Consider the following 15,355-nt stretch of genomic DNA (forward strand, 5'->3'; position numbering starts at 1 on the left):
TCTAAGTGTTCCAAATGCGCGGCCTGATCGCTGCGCGGCCGTAATACCAGGGCCGCAGCAGCTGCCAGCATTGTTCGAAGTATTGCCTGGCCTGCTGTGAGGCCTGCCCGACATAGCGGATCGCTAGCACTTCCGGCAAGGCCGTGATGCCGGTCTTGGCATCGGCAGGCACGAGTTCCCTGCACGCCTGCACCACTTCAGCAGGCACAGCACCCGCGCATATAAGGAATGTCCCAAACACCACCGCGCCACCCAAACCAATACGACTGCTCGTCAGCACATCGGCTGCACGCATATGTGCACGTTCGTTCCAGATCAGCCGCCCATCGCGGCGTATCTGTTGTTTTAACTGGTAAACGCCGGTTTGCCAGGCCTCTTGCTGCGCCTGACGGCCCAGGCAGGCAATATCCCAGGCAGCAAATCTGGCATCGGCAGCCAGGTCAATTTCGGCACCGAAGCGCACTTCAGCCGCGTCGAACAAGATATTTTCCTGCGGCAACCACTCCAGCCCGCTACCTGCTGCCAACGTGAATTTTAAATCCTGCGAAGCCAGTGTGCCATTGGCTTTATACCATTTACCGGCACCCGGTGTCGTCAACAAGGCTTGCGCACCCTCACCCACATTGACCTGTAACTGTAAGGCGTCACCGCCCGCTACGCCACCAGGCGGGTGCACAATCACCGCATGGCAAATGGCGTCGCCCTCAGGATGCAATGATTTTTGCACGACCAGCGGCCCGTTATGCAGGCGATGCGCCAGGTAAGATCGTTGCTCGCGCAAGGCGAAGCCTAATTCGAGTCGCGCCTGCCAGCGCTTGTGTTGAAACTTGCTCAGGGAAGGCAAAGGCGTTGCCGAGTTAATATCATCCATACCGACGCATCATGCCACAGGCAAATCAAGAGTGTTTATTTTTTTATATTTGCCACAGAGGACACAGAGAGCACAGAGAAAAACCAACTTTTTGCCATCTCTGTGAACTCTGTGCTCTCTGTGGCTAAAACTATCCGAATCTAAACAGACAGATAACTTTTCACCTTGGCCGCATCCACATTATCACGCGTATCTTCGTGAATAAAACGGCCTTTATCAATCACGATAATACGGTCAGCGACCTCCATGGTGAAACTCAATACCTGCTCAGAGACAATGATAGTGATCTCACGCATTTTGCGGATTTCATTCAACACTTTAGCAATGTCTTTAATAATCGACGGTTGAATACCCTCGGTCGGTTCATCCAGCAATAATACTTTAGGATTGGTCACCAGCGCACGGGCGATGGCCAGTTGCTGTTGCTGGCCGCCAGACAAGTTACCGCCCTTGCGTTTGCGCATTTCATGCAAAACAGGAAACAGGGCAAAAATATCCTCCGGAATTTCGCCAGAGGAAGACTTCTCCAGCCCCGTTTCGATATTTTCCTGCACGGTCATATTCGGGAAAATCCAGCGCCCTTGTGGCACATAGGCCAGGCCTTTCATGACACGGTCATGCGTGGCAGCACCTTGCAGGTCAACGCCGTCAACCGTCGCCTTGGTCGCTTTGCTTGGCAAAATGCCCATCAGCGATTTAAACAAGGTGGTTTTACCCATGCCGTTGCGACCCATAATCGCCAGGGTCTCGTTTTTGTTGGCTTTGAAGTTCAGGCCATGAATCACCTGACTTTGGCCATAACTCACCTGCAAATTCTCAATTTCAAACATGCTGTGCTCCTTTAATGGCCCAGTAATTAATGACCCAGGTAAACTTCAATGACTTTTTCGTCAGCCTGCACCTTTTCCATCGGCCCTTCAGCCAGAATCTTGCCCTGGTGCAATACAGTGACTTTGTGTGCGATTTTTTTCACAAACTCCATGTCATGCTCAATCACAATCACCGAACGGTTCTGGCAGATGCGGTTGAGCAAATCAGCCGTCTGGTCACGCTCTTTCGCACTCATGCCCGCCACCGGTTCGTCCAGCATCAACAACTCTGGTTCTTGCATCAGCAGCATACCGATTTCCAGCCATTGCTTCTGGCCGTGGCTGAGCAAGGCAGATTCCATATCGAGAAACTCGGTCAACATAATGTCTTCTGCAACTTTACGCACACGCTCTTCAACCTCTTTGGTGCGTTTGAAGGTCAGGCTACCAAACACGCCACGGCCCTTGGGATAAGACACTTCCAGGTTCTGGTACACCGACAGGTTTTCGTAAATCGACGGGTTCTGGAATTTGCGGCCAACGCCGGAGCGTACGATTTCATGCTCTGACAGCTTGGTCAGCTCGGTATTGTTAAACTTGATCGAACCAGAGGTCGATTTGGTTTTACCGCAGATCAGGTCCAGCACGGTCGTCTTGCCAGCACCATTCGGGCCCACCAGCACGCGCAGCTCATTTTTGTCGATATACATGGTGAGGCTATCCACCGCTTTAAAGCCATCGAAGGAGACGGTTAAATCTTCTACAGCCAAGACGAAGTCTGTATTACTCATGCTTCTGCTCCTCTCAATTTGTTACTTTCGATTGCAGTGCTTGCGTCTGCTTTCTTGCGTGTCACTTTTTTGCTGACCACACTGGTAGATTCAGTGGCCAGGGATGTTTCAGTGGCTGTGTCGGTAAGGACTGCTTGCGCTTCTACCTCAGAAGTACTTACCTCAGGCTTTTTTACAGGCTGCGCTTTGTCTTTAAACCAGCCGTATTTAGTCGCATATTTATCCCAGATACCCGCCAGACCGCTCGGGAAGAACATCACCACGGCAATAAACAAGCCGCCCATCAGGTATAACCACATTTCAGGGTAATTCTCGGAGAATACGGTTTTACCGTAGTTCACCAGTAAGGTGCCGTAGACCGCACCGATCAGTGACGCACGACCACCGACGGCACAGAAGATCACCATTTCAATCGAAGGCACGATCCCGACGAATGAAGGTGACATAAAGCCGACTTGCAGGGTAAACATGGCACCACCGACAGCAGACATCATCGCAGCCAGGCAGAAGATAAAGATTTTGAAATTGGAGACGTCGTAGCCGGAGAATCGTACGCGCTCTTCTTTATCACGCATGGCCAGCAACAACATGCCGAACTTGCTGCTCATGATGTATTTGGACAGGAAAATCGCACCGAACAACAACAGGCCATTCGCAAAGTACAGGATATATTTGGCAGAGTCAGTCCGGATATCCCAGCCCAGCATGGTGCGCAAGTCAGTCATGCCGTTGACACCACCGGTATAGCCTTGCTGGCCGACAATCAGGATACTCAGGATCAAGGCAACAGCCTGGGTGATGATGGAGAAATACACCCCGCCCACACGGCGTTTGAACATGGCGTAACCAATGATGTAGGCGAATAATGCCGGAATGGTCAGTACGGCAAAGATGGTAAACGGCAAGCTCTTGAACGGCTCCCAGAACCATGGCAAGGCCGTGAGCTGGTTCCAGTCCATAAAGTCAGGAATGCCTGGCGTAGACTGGATTTTGGTGCTCAGCGGATCAGAAGCCTCCAGCTTCAGGAACATCGCCATGGCGTAACCACCGAGGCCGAAGAAAATGCCCTGGCCTAAACTCAGGATACCGCCGTGCCCCCACAACATGACCAGCCCCACCGCAACAAACGCGTAAGTCAGGTATTTACCGATTAGATTGAGGCGGAAAATATCTACGCCCAGTGGCAATACAACGAAGATGATGGCCGCCAGCACAGCCAGGCCGATCACCCCCTCCTTACCACCCAGTACAGGACTGGCTTTCATTTTTTCCCATAATGTCATCAAGATTTCTCCTCTGTTGATGCGTTGATTCTATTGCGGCAGGTAGAAACAATTAATACGTTCATTTACTTATGGCAACGCGTGAAAAACCTGTTCACACGCTGCCATCACCCTGTTATTTACGCAGTTTGGAGGCAAATAAGCCCTCTGGTTTCATCATCAAGATAGTGACGATAACGAGCAAGGTAGACACTTTGCCCATAGAGCTGGTCATAAAGAATTGCAGGACAGATTGCGCCTGGGCGATACCGAAGGCGGAGGCGATCGTCCCGACAATGCTGGCTGCACCACCAAATACCACCACCATAAAGCTGTCGACGATGTACAAGGTACCTGTGGTCGGGCCGGTAGAAGCAATGGTGGTAAAGGCCGCACCGGCGATCCCGGCAATGCCGCAACCCAGGGCAAAGGTCACACGGTCAACTTTGGCGGTGTTAATCCCCACTGCGCCCGCCATGGTGCGGTTTTGCACCGTGGCACGTACGCGCAGGCCCCAGCGAGACTTGAACATGAACATATAGACGCCAAAGGTCACTAGCGCAGCCAGCACCATCACAAACACGCCGTTAATGGGAATATCAATGTCCGGTGTTGGCTGGAAAGAACCCAGCATCCATTCTGGCAGTTCGGCGCTCACTTCTTTGGCACCAAATGAAGAGCGGAAAATTTGCTGCATAACCAGGCTCAAACCCCAGGTGGCCAGCAAGGTATCCAGCGGCCGCTTGTAGAGGTGCCGGATCATAATAAATTCAATAAAGTAACCAACGGCGAAGGCCAGTACAAAGGCAATTGCAATCGCAAACACGAAGTAATAATTCGTGAAGCCATACGTCGCAGCCACTTTGGAAATCAGCACCGTGGTATAGGCACCTATCGTCATAAACTCACCGTGGGCCATGTTAATCACACCCATCTGCCCGAAAATAATCGCGAGACCCAGAGCCATCAGTAGCAACACTGTAAACATGCTCAGACCTGAAAAGCCCTGCATCACCACAATATTGCCTATCTCAGCCATTGAATAACCAAACATATCGGTCTCCTTTAAATGCTACTTCTCTAAAATATTGTTTACTACTTGCGCCAAACGGTAGCCGGATATTCTCCGGCTACCGCTCAAGCTTTTAAGCCACTACCGGTTTATTGGTAGCCTTTTGGAAATGGATCTGGTTTGATGTAGTCAGAGGTGTAAACCACTTTGGCCTGGCCATCCTTACCCCATTGACCAATACGCAGCTTGGTCGTCAGGTGATGGTTAGCCTCAACAGTCACAGGACCTTCAGGTGCATCTTTGAACTCATAGCCAGGCAATGCAGCTTGTACTTTATCGACATCGAAGCTACCTGCGCGCTCAACTGCCGCTTTGTACAACCATGGGCCCAGGTAAGCCGCTTGTGTTACGTCGCCGATCACAGCATCTTTACCCCAGCGTTTTTTGAATGCTTCAACAAATTTCTTGTTTGAATCATTGTCTTGCGACTGGAAGTACTTCATCGCTGAGTAGAAACCAGCCAGGTTCTCACCGCCAATACCCAACACTTCATCTTCAGTCACGGAGATGGTCAACATGGTTTGCTTGCTGGAGTTCAAACCAGCTGCGTTCAACTGTTTGAACCAGGCCACGTTACTGCCGCCTACAACCGCTGCGTAAATCACGTCAGGTTTTTTCAGTTTGATTTTGTTGATCACAGAACCAAATTGCGTGTCGCCCAGCGCGATGTACTCTTCACCTACCACTTTGCCGCCCAGATGTTGCTCGATGTGTTTACGGGCAATTTTCATCGAGGTACGTGGCCAGATGTAGTCAGAACCAATCAGGTAGAAGGTTTTGGCTTTTTTCTCTTTAGCAATCCAGTCCAGACCTGCCAGAATTTGTTGTGTGGCTTCCTGGCCTGTGTAGAACACGTTTTTGGATTGTTCCAGGCCTTCATAGAAGGTTGGGTAGAACAGCAAGCCATTGTCTTTTTCAAACACTGGCAAAGCCGCTTTACGTGAAGCCGATGTCCAGCAGCCCATCACAGAAGCCACTTTGTCTTTTTCCAGCAACTTCTTCGCTTTTTCAGCAAAGGTTGGCCAGTCAGAGGCACCATCTTCCTGCACGATTTCAATCTTGCGACCCAGGATACCGCCCATGGCGTTAATCTGCTCGATGGCCAGCTTTTCAGCCTGGATAGACCCTGTTTCACTAATCGCCATGGTACCGGTGGCGGAATGCAGAATACCTACTTTTACCGTCGTGTCAGTCACTGCCAGGCCGGTGGTGTTTACTTTTGCCGTTGGAAAATCTGCAGCAAAAGCATGACCGCTGATGAGGCCTGCGGCCATCATAGCTCCCAGCAATGCGCCTTTCATAAAACCTCGTCTGTTTAAGGTACTCATTACATCTTCTCCTTTATGGATAAATCAATTAAGTTAATTGCTATTTCTGCTTACATACATGTGAATACTGGCGAGTGTCCGATCGAACTAATGTCCGATCATCCACGGTCTTGCTGTTTTCTTGGTTTGCATTTGCATCGCAGGTTTGCCGTTATCCGGATTCACCTTGGTCGTGGTCTTACAGGTATGTGACCCGGTACAACCACAACTGGAGCGGCGACCGCTGCGAGGCTCATGCGCAGATTTCTCGTTACGTTCATATGCGGAGCGTTGCTGCTTGCCCAGAATGGCCAGTTTGGGCACAGAAAGGATGCGCGGACTTTCGGCACCGCAACACTCACACTCTGCTGGCAAACTGGATTCACTCATTTTGCGTAGCGCGGTAAACACGCCACAACTGTCACACTCATATTCGTAAAGAGGCATCTGTACCCTTTCTTTGCCGGCTTGCCTGGGCAAACCTGGCCTGATGAAAACGTTTTCTTTTTAAGTACTGGCTTACGTACTCGGCGCCACGTTAATACCAGGTGGCACTTCAATTTTCGGTCCATCGGCATTCGGCCGGATATCAAACTCGAAGATTTCGGTCGGGATCCACAAGGTGGCGCAAGCGTTAGGAATATCGACGATGCCGCTGATATGTCCCTCTACCGGTGCCGTGCCGAGAATCGCCACCGCCTGTTCGCCGCTGTAACCAAACTTCTTCAGGTACTCGATCGCGTTCAGGCAAGCCTGACGATAAGCAACATGTACATCCAGGTAATGCTGCTTGCCCGCTTCATCCACTGAAATACCTTCAAAAATCACGTAATCACGGTAAGTCGGTGTGATCGGGCTAGGCTGGAAAATCGGGTTTTTGATCGCATATTTCTTCACACCGTCTTTGATCAGGCTGACTTTGATATCCAGATAACCGGCCATCTCAATCGCACCACAGAACGTGATTTCACCATCGCCTTGTGAGAAGTGCAGGTCACCCATGGAGAGACCGCCATCCTTCACATAGACCGGGAAGAATATTTTCGAGCCTTTGGTCAGGTTCTTGATGTCGCAGTTACCACCGTGGTCACGAGGTGGCACGGTACGCGCACCCTCCGCCGCCGCCTTTGTGGCAGCTTCACCAGATAAACGGCCCATGACGGCAGATTTAGGCTCAGGTGGCAGTGCCAGTGCCGGCACGCGGTCCGGATCCGTGGCAATCAACGCAGCTTCACGCTCATTCCATGTCTCCAGCAATTCACGTGATGGCAGGCAGCCAATCAAACCCGGGTGCATGATGCCGGCATAGCGTACTTTCGGCACATGGCGGGAAGTGGTGTATACGCCGTGGAAATCCCAGATCGACTTGCTGGCTTTAGGGAAATGGTCAGTCAGGAAACCACCGCCATTCTCCTTGGCAAACAGGCCGTTAAAACCCCATTGCTGGTCGTCAAAGGTACCTACGTCCAGAATTTCTACTACCATCAGGTCACCCGGTTCAGCGCCTTCGACGCCGATTGGGCCGCTCAGGTAATGCACCTGAGTCAGGTCCACATCACGGATATCATCGGCGCTGTCATTGTTGCCAATCTGGCCACCGGTCCAGTCCATACACTCGACGCGGAACTCATCGCCAGGTTTTACCATGGCAATCATCGGCAGATCTGGATGCCAACGGTTATGAATCTGACCGTCCTGCTCCCAGGGCTTTTTATCCAAATCCAGCTTCACTATTGTTTTCATGTCACTCATCTCCTAATAAGAAAAGTTAGGTGAGAAAGGGTTATCAGTCTTGATTAGAATTGCATCTGCAAAGCGACTTTGAAGTCGTTGGTGTCAGATGTGGTTGAAGTGTCAGTCTTACCGTAGCTGGCAGTAATCATGGCGTTGTATGGCGCGATGACATAGCTGGTACCGATCTCTACACGCTTGGTATCTGCGCCAGTACGGATGTTTGATGTACCGGTTGTCACACCATCCGCGTCAAACTTTTGATAGCGGACAAAAGGTTTGAATTTGCCCCAGCCGATTTCGTCCTGGAACAAATAGGCAACAGCCGCTGAGTAAGCTTTACCTTGTTCACCCAGAATGGCATTGTCGGTGTCGTAGTAGTAATAGGCAGCTTCAGCTGAGAATGTGCCCGGACCGACATCTTTCTTCTCTAACAAGAAGTCAACGCTGTAAGAGCTGTAGTCACCTACCGCGCCTAAGCCGCTAACCACGCCGTCTTTTTTCACACGACCGGCCACACCAACAGACAGAATGTCTTTGGCACCAAAGTAGCTGCCTGTGCCGTAATAACCTGGTTCTGCGTCCCAGAAGTTGTATTGCACACGGCCTGCATACATTAATTTGTCTTTAGTACCCGCAGTTTCTGATTGCGCACCTACACCGCTCAGGCGGAAAATGTTGTCACCTTCAAAAGCACCGAAGGACACTGCCAGATGGTCTTCCAGGAAGCTGGTCACCACTGCCACACCTTCATCACGGCCAATCACACCACCGTTGAAGCCATAACGTGAAGCGATGCCGCTCCAGTAGCCGCCACCCATGGAGTAGTAAGGACCCGCCATGTTGGCGCGATCACTTGGAGACAGGAAACGACCAGCCCAAATCGCCACTTCTGGTGTTAACTGGAACTGTACGTTGGCATCAATCACTTGAATGGTGTCACTGCTACCACCACCTGGTGCCGCAATGTTTTTCTCTGTGTTCAACATGCCTTTGATGTACTTGTTGAACGATCCAGATAAGTAAATACGGGCACTGTCTAAAGAAAAATCGTTAGAACGGTCTTTACCGTTAGCGGCACCGTCTTCTACTGAAGAATAACCGCCGATAAAACCAAAGCCAGCACTGATATACTTGTCCTCACCAAAAGTAATCGTGGCACCCGCGTTTGCCATTTGTGCACCCAAGCCACAAGCCATTGCTACTGCTGTATGCAAGGCACATTTTTTCAAGTTCATCATTTAAAACTCCCTTTCTCGTTAAATTCAAACAATCACAGTTGATCAAAACTTGCGCTCAGCTTAACGAGAGGGGGGTGTAGGACAAATACGTCAATTTGCGTAGTGATAGTGACTGCGAAACACAGCTAGACTGCACATAACAAATTGATAACGGGACAAGCAATGCGTCTTTTAACTTACCTTCTTTTAACTGCTTTATTGGCGGGATGCGGCGAAGTATCTTATAAGCGAGGCGGCTCGCAACAAGACATAGACCGCGCGCACCAGGCTTGCCGCGGCAGCGGTGACCAGCTTGCTGCCTGCCTGGCCGAACACGGCTGGCAAAAACCGCAAGTGGATGCGCTGGACCCGTTATTTGCCACCATAGAAGTGACAGATAACAAGCAGGCCAGCCAGGCCAAACCGAGCCCATTTATAGAGTTACCGGCGGATACTCCGCAAAAACCTGTGACCGCAGCTGTTGCAAAAACACCACAAGCCGCGCCGCCCGGGCAGAGTAGCAAACCAGCCATGAGCAGCAATACGACAGCAGTTGATGAAGCGCCGAAAAATGTGGCGAGTCACTCGACTGCCAATGATGGGCCGGATGTCACCTACGCCATCAACTCGTGGTGGAAAATGGGGGCTTTCCCCAATCAGCTGAAACAGGATCAGCTATCTTGCGAGAAAAAACTGGGGCTGGACTATTTGCCGGATTACAAAACACAAACCTACAAACGGGCGTTTGTCGTGTGTATGCATGACCTGGGGTGGATGGCCATTCGCAACCTGAAATAAGCAGCCACCAACACATGTTCATCTATCGCTTTTTACTGTTAGCGTCGTCAGCAGATTCTGACATGACTATCAGAATCATGAGACTGTCATCAAATTATCCAGTTTTCTAGAATGCGCATACGCGTGAAATTTCATGCGTAAGTATCAGGCAACAATGCCTTATTTAGAGGGATAAACGATGATGAAAAAATTAGCGATGGGTGCAGTATTAATGGCTAGCGCAGTCACGGCCTTCGCAGAGGTTGGCGTGGCAGTGAGCGTAGGTCAACCAGGATTTTATGGGCAGATTGTGCTGGGGAATGCCTATCCGGCGCCACAACTCGTCTATGCCCAACCAGTGATTATTCAGCCGCCGCCAGTGGCCGTCGTGCAACAGCCCATGTATTTGCGCGTGCCACCTGGCCAGATGAAAAAATGGGGCCGTTATTGTGGTAATTATGGCGCCTGTGGCCGCCAGGTCTACTTTGTGCAGGACAGTTGGTATCAGAACGTTTATGCGCCACGCTATAACGCCTATGGCGGGCCGGGCGGCAGACATGATGACCATGATCACGGTAACTGGCATGACGATGATCGTGGACACGGGCATGGGAATGGACACGGCAATGGTCGCGGCCGTGGGCGTGACTAAACAGCACCTGTCTGTCTGCACGCAGGCAGGCATGTCGCACTACTAGCAAGCGGATTCTTTAAAATTGTAAGGCGCCCGTCAGCTATTGCTGTTATGGTATGAAATCCAGAGCTGCGCCAGTTCACAGGCTGGTGCAGCTCTGCCAGATTTAAACGTCACAACTGATTGAAAAGCAATTGCTTGTTAACCACATGTTTAAAAAGCATGTAGCACAGGCAATTGCCCCTTGTTCAGCACGTTGTTTAACCAAGGAACAAGGACTTTGCAGCATCTTTTATTGAAACCATCATTGACCACGACAGTCAGCGATATTTCATGCCCGCCTTATGAATATCCGCCCGTATTCCCCAATCCATTTCCTGCCCCACCGCTGAAATAATCGTTTTAAGTTTAGACGCAGATTGGTCAAAGTTTACTCGACGCCGCAAAAATTCAGCGAATCATAGAGTTAGGCGCGTTACCAAGAAGCAATCCACTGTGTTATCCACAGTAATTGTGGAATGGAAAAGCTGATTACTTTAAATGCTCGGCTAAATAATCCACAAACGAAGCCAGTTTAGGTGTTGTCTGCCGCTCTTTGGGATAAACCGCATTCACTGGCCGAGAGGGTGGCGTAAATGCTTTGAGCACTTCTACAAGTTGCCCTGTGTGTATATCGTTTTCCAACAGCACCTTTGGCATCATGATAATGCCGATGCCCTTTAATGCCGCCTCCCTCAATGCCTGCCCATTGTTGGAGTCAAATCTAGAGTGACTGAAACTCTGGTTAGTCAGGGCTTTTTCAACCACCTTCCAGCCGCTTTGACTGCGCCAATTGGTAAAGCCCAAACATTGATGATTTTTCAGATCTTCTGGTTTTGTTGGCGTACCATGCCTGCTCAGATAGACAGGAGAGGCGCATATCGACAATTCAAACGTAGACAGTCTACGAGCGATGAGTGACGAATCTGACAGTTCGCCAATCCTGATTGCCACATCGAAGTGTTCATCAATAATGTCTACAAACCGGTCTGAAAGGGATAACTCCACACTGACATCCGGAAACTGATTTAAATAATCACACACAATTGGCGTCAGGGTAATAGACCCAAACCAGAGTGAGGCAGTGACTTTCAGTAAGCCTTTGGGTTTACCGCTTAAAATGGCCGTACCGGCTTCTGAATCTTCGACTTTCTTCAGAATCTCCTTACAGCTTTCGTAATAGGCTTTTCCAACTTCGGTCACTTGCAGCCTGCGTGTGGTGCGTTTGATGAGCGTCGCATCCAGCCTTTTTTCAATGGCGTTGATGTGTTTGGTCACCATGCCAGGAGACATTCGAAACACATTCGCTGCGGCGGTAAAACTGCCTAACTCCACCACTGATGTATACACCTGCATGCTGGTGAATCTATCCATTCATCACTCTCAGTAAATAATATTTTTAATATTATGCTATTTATCAAAGTGATTGTAATCATCAGAATAGCGTTCATGCAGTAAAGCGCGCCTATTAAAAAGCGCTTCTATGCCATGTTGATAGGCGAGCATTGAATGTCATTATTGAAGAGGAGATTTCACATGAAAGTATTTTTAGGCATTGGTTCCGGCCCAGGCATGGGCATTGCAACGGCAGAGCGCTTCGCCAAAGAGGGGTTCAAAATCATTTTGGCGAGCCGTAACGCCGAAAACACTGGCAAATTAGTTGCCGAATTGAATAGCAAAGGTTACCAGGCCGAGGCCAAGGTGGGGGATGCATCTGATGCAAGCCAGGTAGCCGCACTCATTGCCGCCGTTAAAAATCAGGAAGGTAACATTGATGTGCTGCACTACAACGCGGCAAACCTTCGCCAGGCCACAATCGCCAGTCAAGCCAACGACACATTTAACAGTGATCTGGCCGTTAATATTGGCGGTGCATTATCGGCCGTTAAAGCAGTGGTACCGTTAATGACTGCAGCCAAATCAGGCTCTATCCTGCTCACAGGTGGTGGCTTTGCGCTGTATCCCAGCCCCGACTATCTCTCTCTGAGCATCGGTAAAGCAGGCATTCGCGCGTTGGCTTTGGGGCTTTTTGAGAACTTGAAAGAACACAATATCCATATTGCCACTGTCACCGTGGCCACCTTTGTGAACCCAGGCTCACAAGAGTCTCACGACGTCGCCGAACAATTCTGGAAGTTACATGCTCAACCTGCTGGTCAGTGGACGGCAGAAGCAATCTATCCAGCAAGCTAATTCTTAAGCAAGCTCAATCTTGAGGGGAGGAGCAACCCTCCCTTCATGATGCACCGCAAGCTAGTGCAGGCCTAATGTCCAGTGAGGCAGCAATATATCAAACAATGTGAGGGGAGATCATTTTATGCTTCCTCTTTCTGATCCATGAGCCCAGATAAACGCTTATTACATAGTGAGTTTGTATCTACTTTCCTGAGCAGGAATTAAGGTCCAGACCTTTTACGAAGGAAACTGAATTGCACAAAAATTATTTTCACACTCGGAATTCAATCGGAACAGTAGCCCATCCATCAATAGGCGTATTGCCACGCCTAGCTGGTGCAAACATCCATGTCTTCACAACCTCTTGAGCCGCTTCATCAAGAATTTTTCGTCCACTTGACTGTTTTACCTCAACTGAACCGGCCTTACCATTGGCAAGTACACGAACGCGTAAAATTACCTTACCTCCCCAACCTTGACGCTGTGCAAATAAAGGATATTCAGGTGGTGGATTATTTAGATATCCTGCATAGCCAGTAGCCTCCGTCACAGGCTCTTCCTTAGGTGCCGGTGGTGGTGCTACGGGCCCTGCTGCCACAGGTTCGGACGGTCTTGTTGGTGCTGCTGCCACAGGTTCTGGCGTATGCTGGGCTGTGGTATTTTCCTGCACGGTAATATCATCAGGGCGAATATCTTGCTGCGCAAGCTGAGTCTTTAGCGCAGGGGTTGGTTTCGCTGGTTGAGGCTTACGCTCCACGTTGCGAGGTGGAGGAGGCGGTAGCGGCTCTATTTTTTGTTCTGGCACCACAGGCCGAACAAACTCGATCAAAACTTCTTTTTTCTTGGGAATCACAACCAGATCATGCTGCGCATACAAATAAGTAACAAATGCAACAACATGTGATCCAATCACAAGCAAAACAATACTGACATTGCGGAGGCTGATCCACCTACTTGGTCTATCAAATGGTTGATGAGCATGCTTGTGAAAAAAATCAAATTGCTCGCCACTGCCGGTAGTTGCCTTTGAATCTGCAGACTTTACTATATTCAAGTTCTCTTCGATATTCTGCAGAGGCTCAGATACTGGATAATTAGTAAGATTAGACATGGTCATTTTATCTTTTCAATGAAAACGCTTACTTTGATACAAGCTAAATACAATCTGTTAGCACATCACCACAAGGTCGCTTGAGGCTGATGCGGAATACATCGTTGAGCAGCAGCGCTCAACATCTATGTCAACAAGCATCTTCAACATGCTTGATACTACAAAAATTGAATTTCCTACTGACAGATTCAGGCAGCAAGGAATCGCTCGGACTAACAAAGCAGAACTCACAATACTTCCTTGCTTTATTTAGAAATCCGATTCCTTGCTGTTTGAATAATGACTAGTAATTCGTTAAGTAATCATCATTCCTGAAAAAAGAATGCATAGGATGAAAATGTCACGCGGTTTTAGCACCCAATCTCAGTATTCTCCGAATTGGTATATCCAAAGGTAGCAAGAAGAGCGGAAGCAAATGCGCGATTGTCACAACGACAAAAAACGGAATCAATGTTGGCAGAACGAACAGTGGGAACAAAAGAACTGGTCCCAAGAACATGGAGATATATAAAAACTGCTCCGCGATACCCCCCGCCCCCATCACATCTCCATGGGTAGACATTTTGGGGATACTGGTAAATATCCATGCAACAACGAAACTTCCGAAGAATCCCTGCGCTATTTTTGCCACGATAGCCACTGATGGACTTGTCCCAGGAAGAAATACAACGAACTCTAACGCAAGACCGATCACAGCACTCGACACCACAACCCAAGGGCCTAGCCGTTTTATATTCAAGATAAATCCAGCAAAAACCCCAGCCAATACACTAGAGAGAATGCCCACAGTAGAGATGACACCAATCGTTGTGGGAGCCACATGCAGCTTTGTAATGAAATATACCGGCACAATTGCAACCAGGCCTAATGCCAAGGTTAGTGGCGCACCTACCGCTGCAGCCAGTCTGATCAATGAAGGATCAGAATAAATGTCAAAAACTTTGGACAACGGTTTTCGCTCTGTTTTATGAACTAGGTTACCGCCTGGAAGTAATGGCGTCAGCAATACAAGTCCGAACAAGATGTACGCATGGCCAGAAAAAACGATTCTCCAATCTACTCCCACATAAGGTGAAACAGAAAAGATAGCGATTGCTCCACCTAATGGAGATGCAACTGACCAGAACGCAAGCGCCGAGGTTCTGCGTTTGCCATCAGTCGTATGCAGAATCAACGCCAAAGCAGCTAATACAACGAGGATATAACCCAACCCCTCAAGAACCCTTAAGATTAAAAGGCCTTGAAAAGTCGTGGCCAGACTATCCAGATAACTGAATGTCCCAGCTACGACCAACCCCAGAACAATTGATCTGCGCTCACCGATATGTGCAATTGCCCAATTCACGATAGGAGAAGCTAAAGCAGCAACCAATGCTACTGCCGAAACTACCCAACTTGCATGGGCAGGAGTCACTGAAAAAGCACGTGCAATATCACCAACCAAGACAATGGTTTTGCCGTGACAAGCAGCAATGATGACTGCAAAAGCGAGTGTTAAAGCGATAGATGGCCAACTTCCAGCACGCATTTTTATTTCCTTTTTGAATAATTTTCTG

15 protein-coding genes are annotated in these 15,355 nt (G+C 49.3%); 3 read left to right on the plus strand and 12 right to left on the minus strand.

What is annotated here, in order from left to right; all coding sequences use genetic code 11:
- Window position 1 precedes the first annotated feature (1 nt).
- From GQ52_RS01415 to GQ52_RS01455, 9 genes are all read right to left on the minus strand, one after another.
- Complete coding sequence (locus tag GQ52_RS01415) at window positions 2-871, minus strand: urease accessory protein UreD (RefSeq protein ID WP_047514452.1); 870 nt, start codon at window positions 869-871, stop codon at window positions 2-4.
- 140 nt (window positions 872-1,011) lie between these two features.
- Window positions 1,012-1,701, minus strand: a complete 690-nt coding sequence (urtE, locus tag GQ52_RS01420) for an urea ABC transporter ATP-binding subunit UrtE (protein ID WP_024929619.1) — start codon at window positions 1,699-1,701, stop codon at window positions 1,012-1,014.
- A gap of 26 nt (window positions 1,702-1,727) precedes the next feature.
- A complete protein-coding gene (gene urtD, locus GQ52_RS01425) occupies window positions 1,728-2,471 on the minus strand; it encodes an urea ABC transporter ATP-binding protein UrtD (protein ID WP_047514455.1) in 744 nt (247 codons plus the stop codon).
- Complete coding sequence (gene urtC / locus GQ52_RS01430; RefSeq protein WP_047514458.1) at window positions 2,468-3,754, minus strand: urea ABC transporter permease subunit UrtC; 1,287 nt, start codon at window positions 3,752-3,754, stop codon at window positions 2,468-2,470. The genes urtD and urtC overlap by 4 nt, the downstream gene beginning before the upstream one ends.
- Window positions 3,755-3,869: 115 nt before the next feature.
- Complete coding sequence (gene urtB / locus GQ52_RS01435) at window positions 3,870-4,787, minus strand: urea ABC transporter permease subunit UrtB (RefSeq protein ID WP_019881613.1); 918 nt, start codon at window positions 4,785-4,787, stop codon at window positions 3,870-3,872.
- 107 nt (window positions 4,788-4,894) lie between these two features.
- Window positions 4,895-6,133: an urea ABC transporter substrate-binding protein gene (gene urtA / locus GQ52_RS01440; protein WP_024929617.1), complete on the minus strand. Its 1,239-nt coding sequence runs from the start codon at window positions 6,131-6,133 to the stop codon at window positions 4,895-4,897.
- A gap of 87 nt (window positions 6,134-6,220) precedes the next feature.
- On the minus strand, window positions 6,221-6,559 hold the full coding sequence (locus tag GQ52_RS01445) for an FmdB family zinc ribbon protein (RefSeq protein WP_019881611.1): 339 nt from the start codon (window positions 6,557-6,559) through the stop codon (window positions 6,221-6,223).
- Window positions 6,560-6,631: 72 nt separating this feature from the next.
- The gene (fmdA, locus tag GQ52_RS01450; protein WP_019881610.1) at window positions 6,632-7,855 is read right to left on the minus strand and encodes a formamidase; all 1,224 of its coding nucleotides are present in this window, start codon (window positions 7,853-7,855) and stop codon (window positions 6,632-6,634) included.
- Window positions 7,856-7,908: 53 nt separating this feature from the next.
- A complete protein-coding gene (locus tag GQ52_RS01455) occupies window positions 7,909-9,084 on the minus strand; it encodes a hypothetical protein (RefSeq protein ID WP_047514462.1) in 1,176 nt (391 codons plus the stop codon).
- A gap of 162 nt (window positions 9,085-9,246) precedes the next feature.
- Between GQ52_RS01455 and GQ52_RS01460 the strand changes: the two genes are divergently transcribed.
- Window positions 9,247-9,861, plus strand: a complete 615-nt coding sequence (locus GQ52_RS01460) for a hypothetical protein (protein ID WP_235272897.1) — start codon at window positions 9,247-9,249, stop codon at window positions 9,859-9,861.
- Window positions 9,862-10,042: 181 nt separating this feature from the next.
- Window positions 10,043-10,492 carry a hypothetical protein gene (locus tag GQ52_RS01465; protein ID WP_019881607.1) on the plus strand — a complete coding sequence of 150 codons (450 nt, stop codon included), beginning with the start codon at window positions 10,043-10,045 and terminating at the stop codon, window positions 10,490-10,492.
- 513 nt (window positions 10,493-11,005) lie between these two features.
- Here the strand turns inward: GQ52_RS01465 and GQ52_RS01470 are convergent.
- Window positions 11,006-11,887: a LysR family transcriptional regulator gene (locus GQ52_RS01470; protein WP_047514467.1), complete on the minus strand. Its 882-nt coding sequence runs from the start codon at window positions 11,885-11,887 to the stop codon at window positions 11,006-11,008.
- A 162-nt stretch (window positions 11,888-12,049) separates the two neighbouring features.
- On the opposite strand from GQ52_RS01470, the gene GQ52_RS01475 reads away from it, so the two are divergent.
- Window positions 12,050-12,706 carry an SDR family oxidoreductase gene (locus tag GQ52_RS01475; RefSeq protein WP_047514470.1) on the plus strand — a complete coding sequence of 219 codons (657 nt, stop codon included), beginning with the start codon at window positions 12,050-12,052 and terminating at the stop codon, window positions 12,704-12,706.
- Window positions 12,707-12,959: 253 nt separating this feature from the next.
- On the opposite strand, the gene GQ52_RS01480 is transcribed toward GQ52_RS01475, so the two are convergent.
- Window positions 12,960-13,799, minus strand: a complete 840-nt coding sequence (locus tag GQ52_RS01480) for an energy transducer TonB (protein ID WP_369798298.1) — start codon at window positions 13,797-13,799, stop codon at window positions 12,960-12,962.
- A 340-nt stretch (window positions 13,800-14,139) separates the two neighbouring features.
- The gene (locus GQ52_RS01485) at window positions 14,140-15,327 is read right to left on the minus strand and encodes an MFS transporter (RefSeq protein WP_047514476.1); all 1,188 of its coding nucleotides are present in this window, start codon (window positions 15,325-15,327) and stop codon (window positions 14,140-14,142) included.
- Window positions 15,328-15,355 lie beyond the last annotated feature (28 nt).

It is taken from the genome of Methylophilus sp. Q8, assembly GCF_000800115.1.
Taxonomy (GTDB): domain Bacteria; phylum Pseudomonadota; class Gammaproteobacteria; order Burkholderiales; family Methylophilaceae; genus Methylophilus.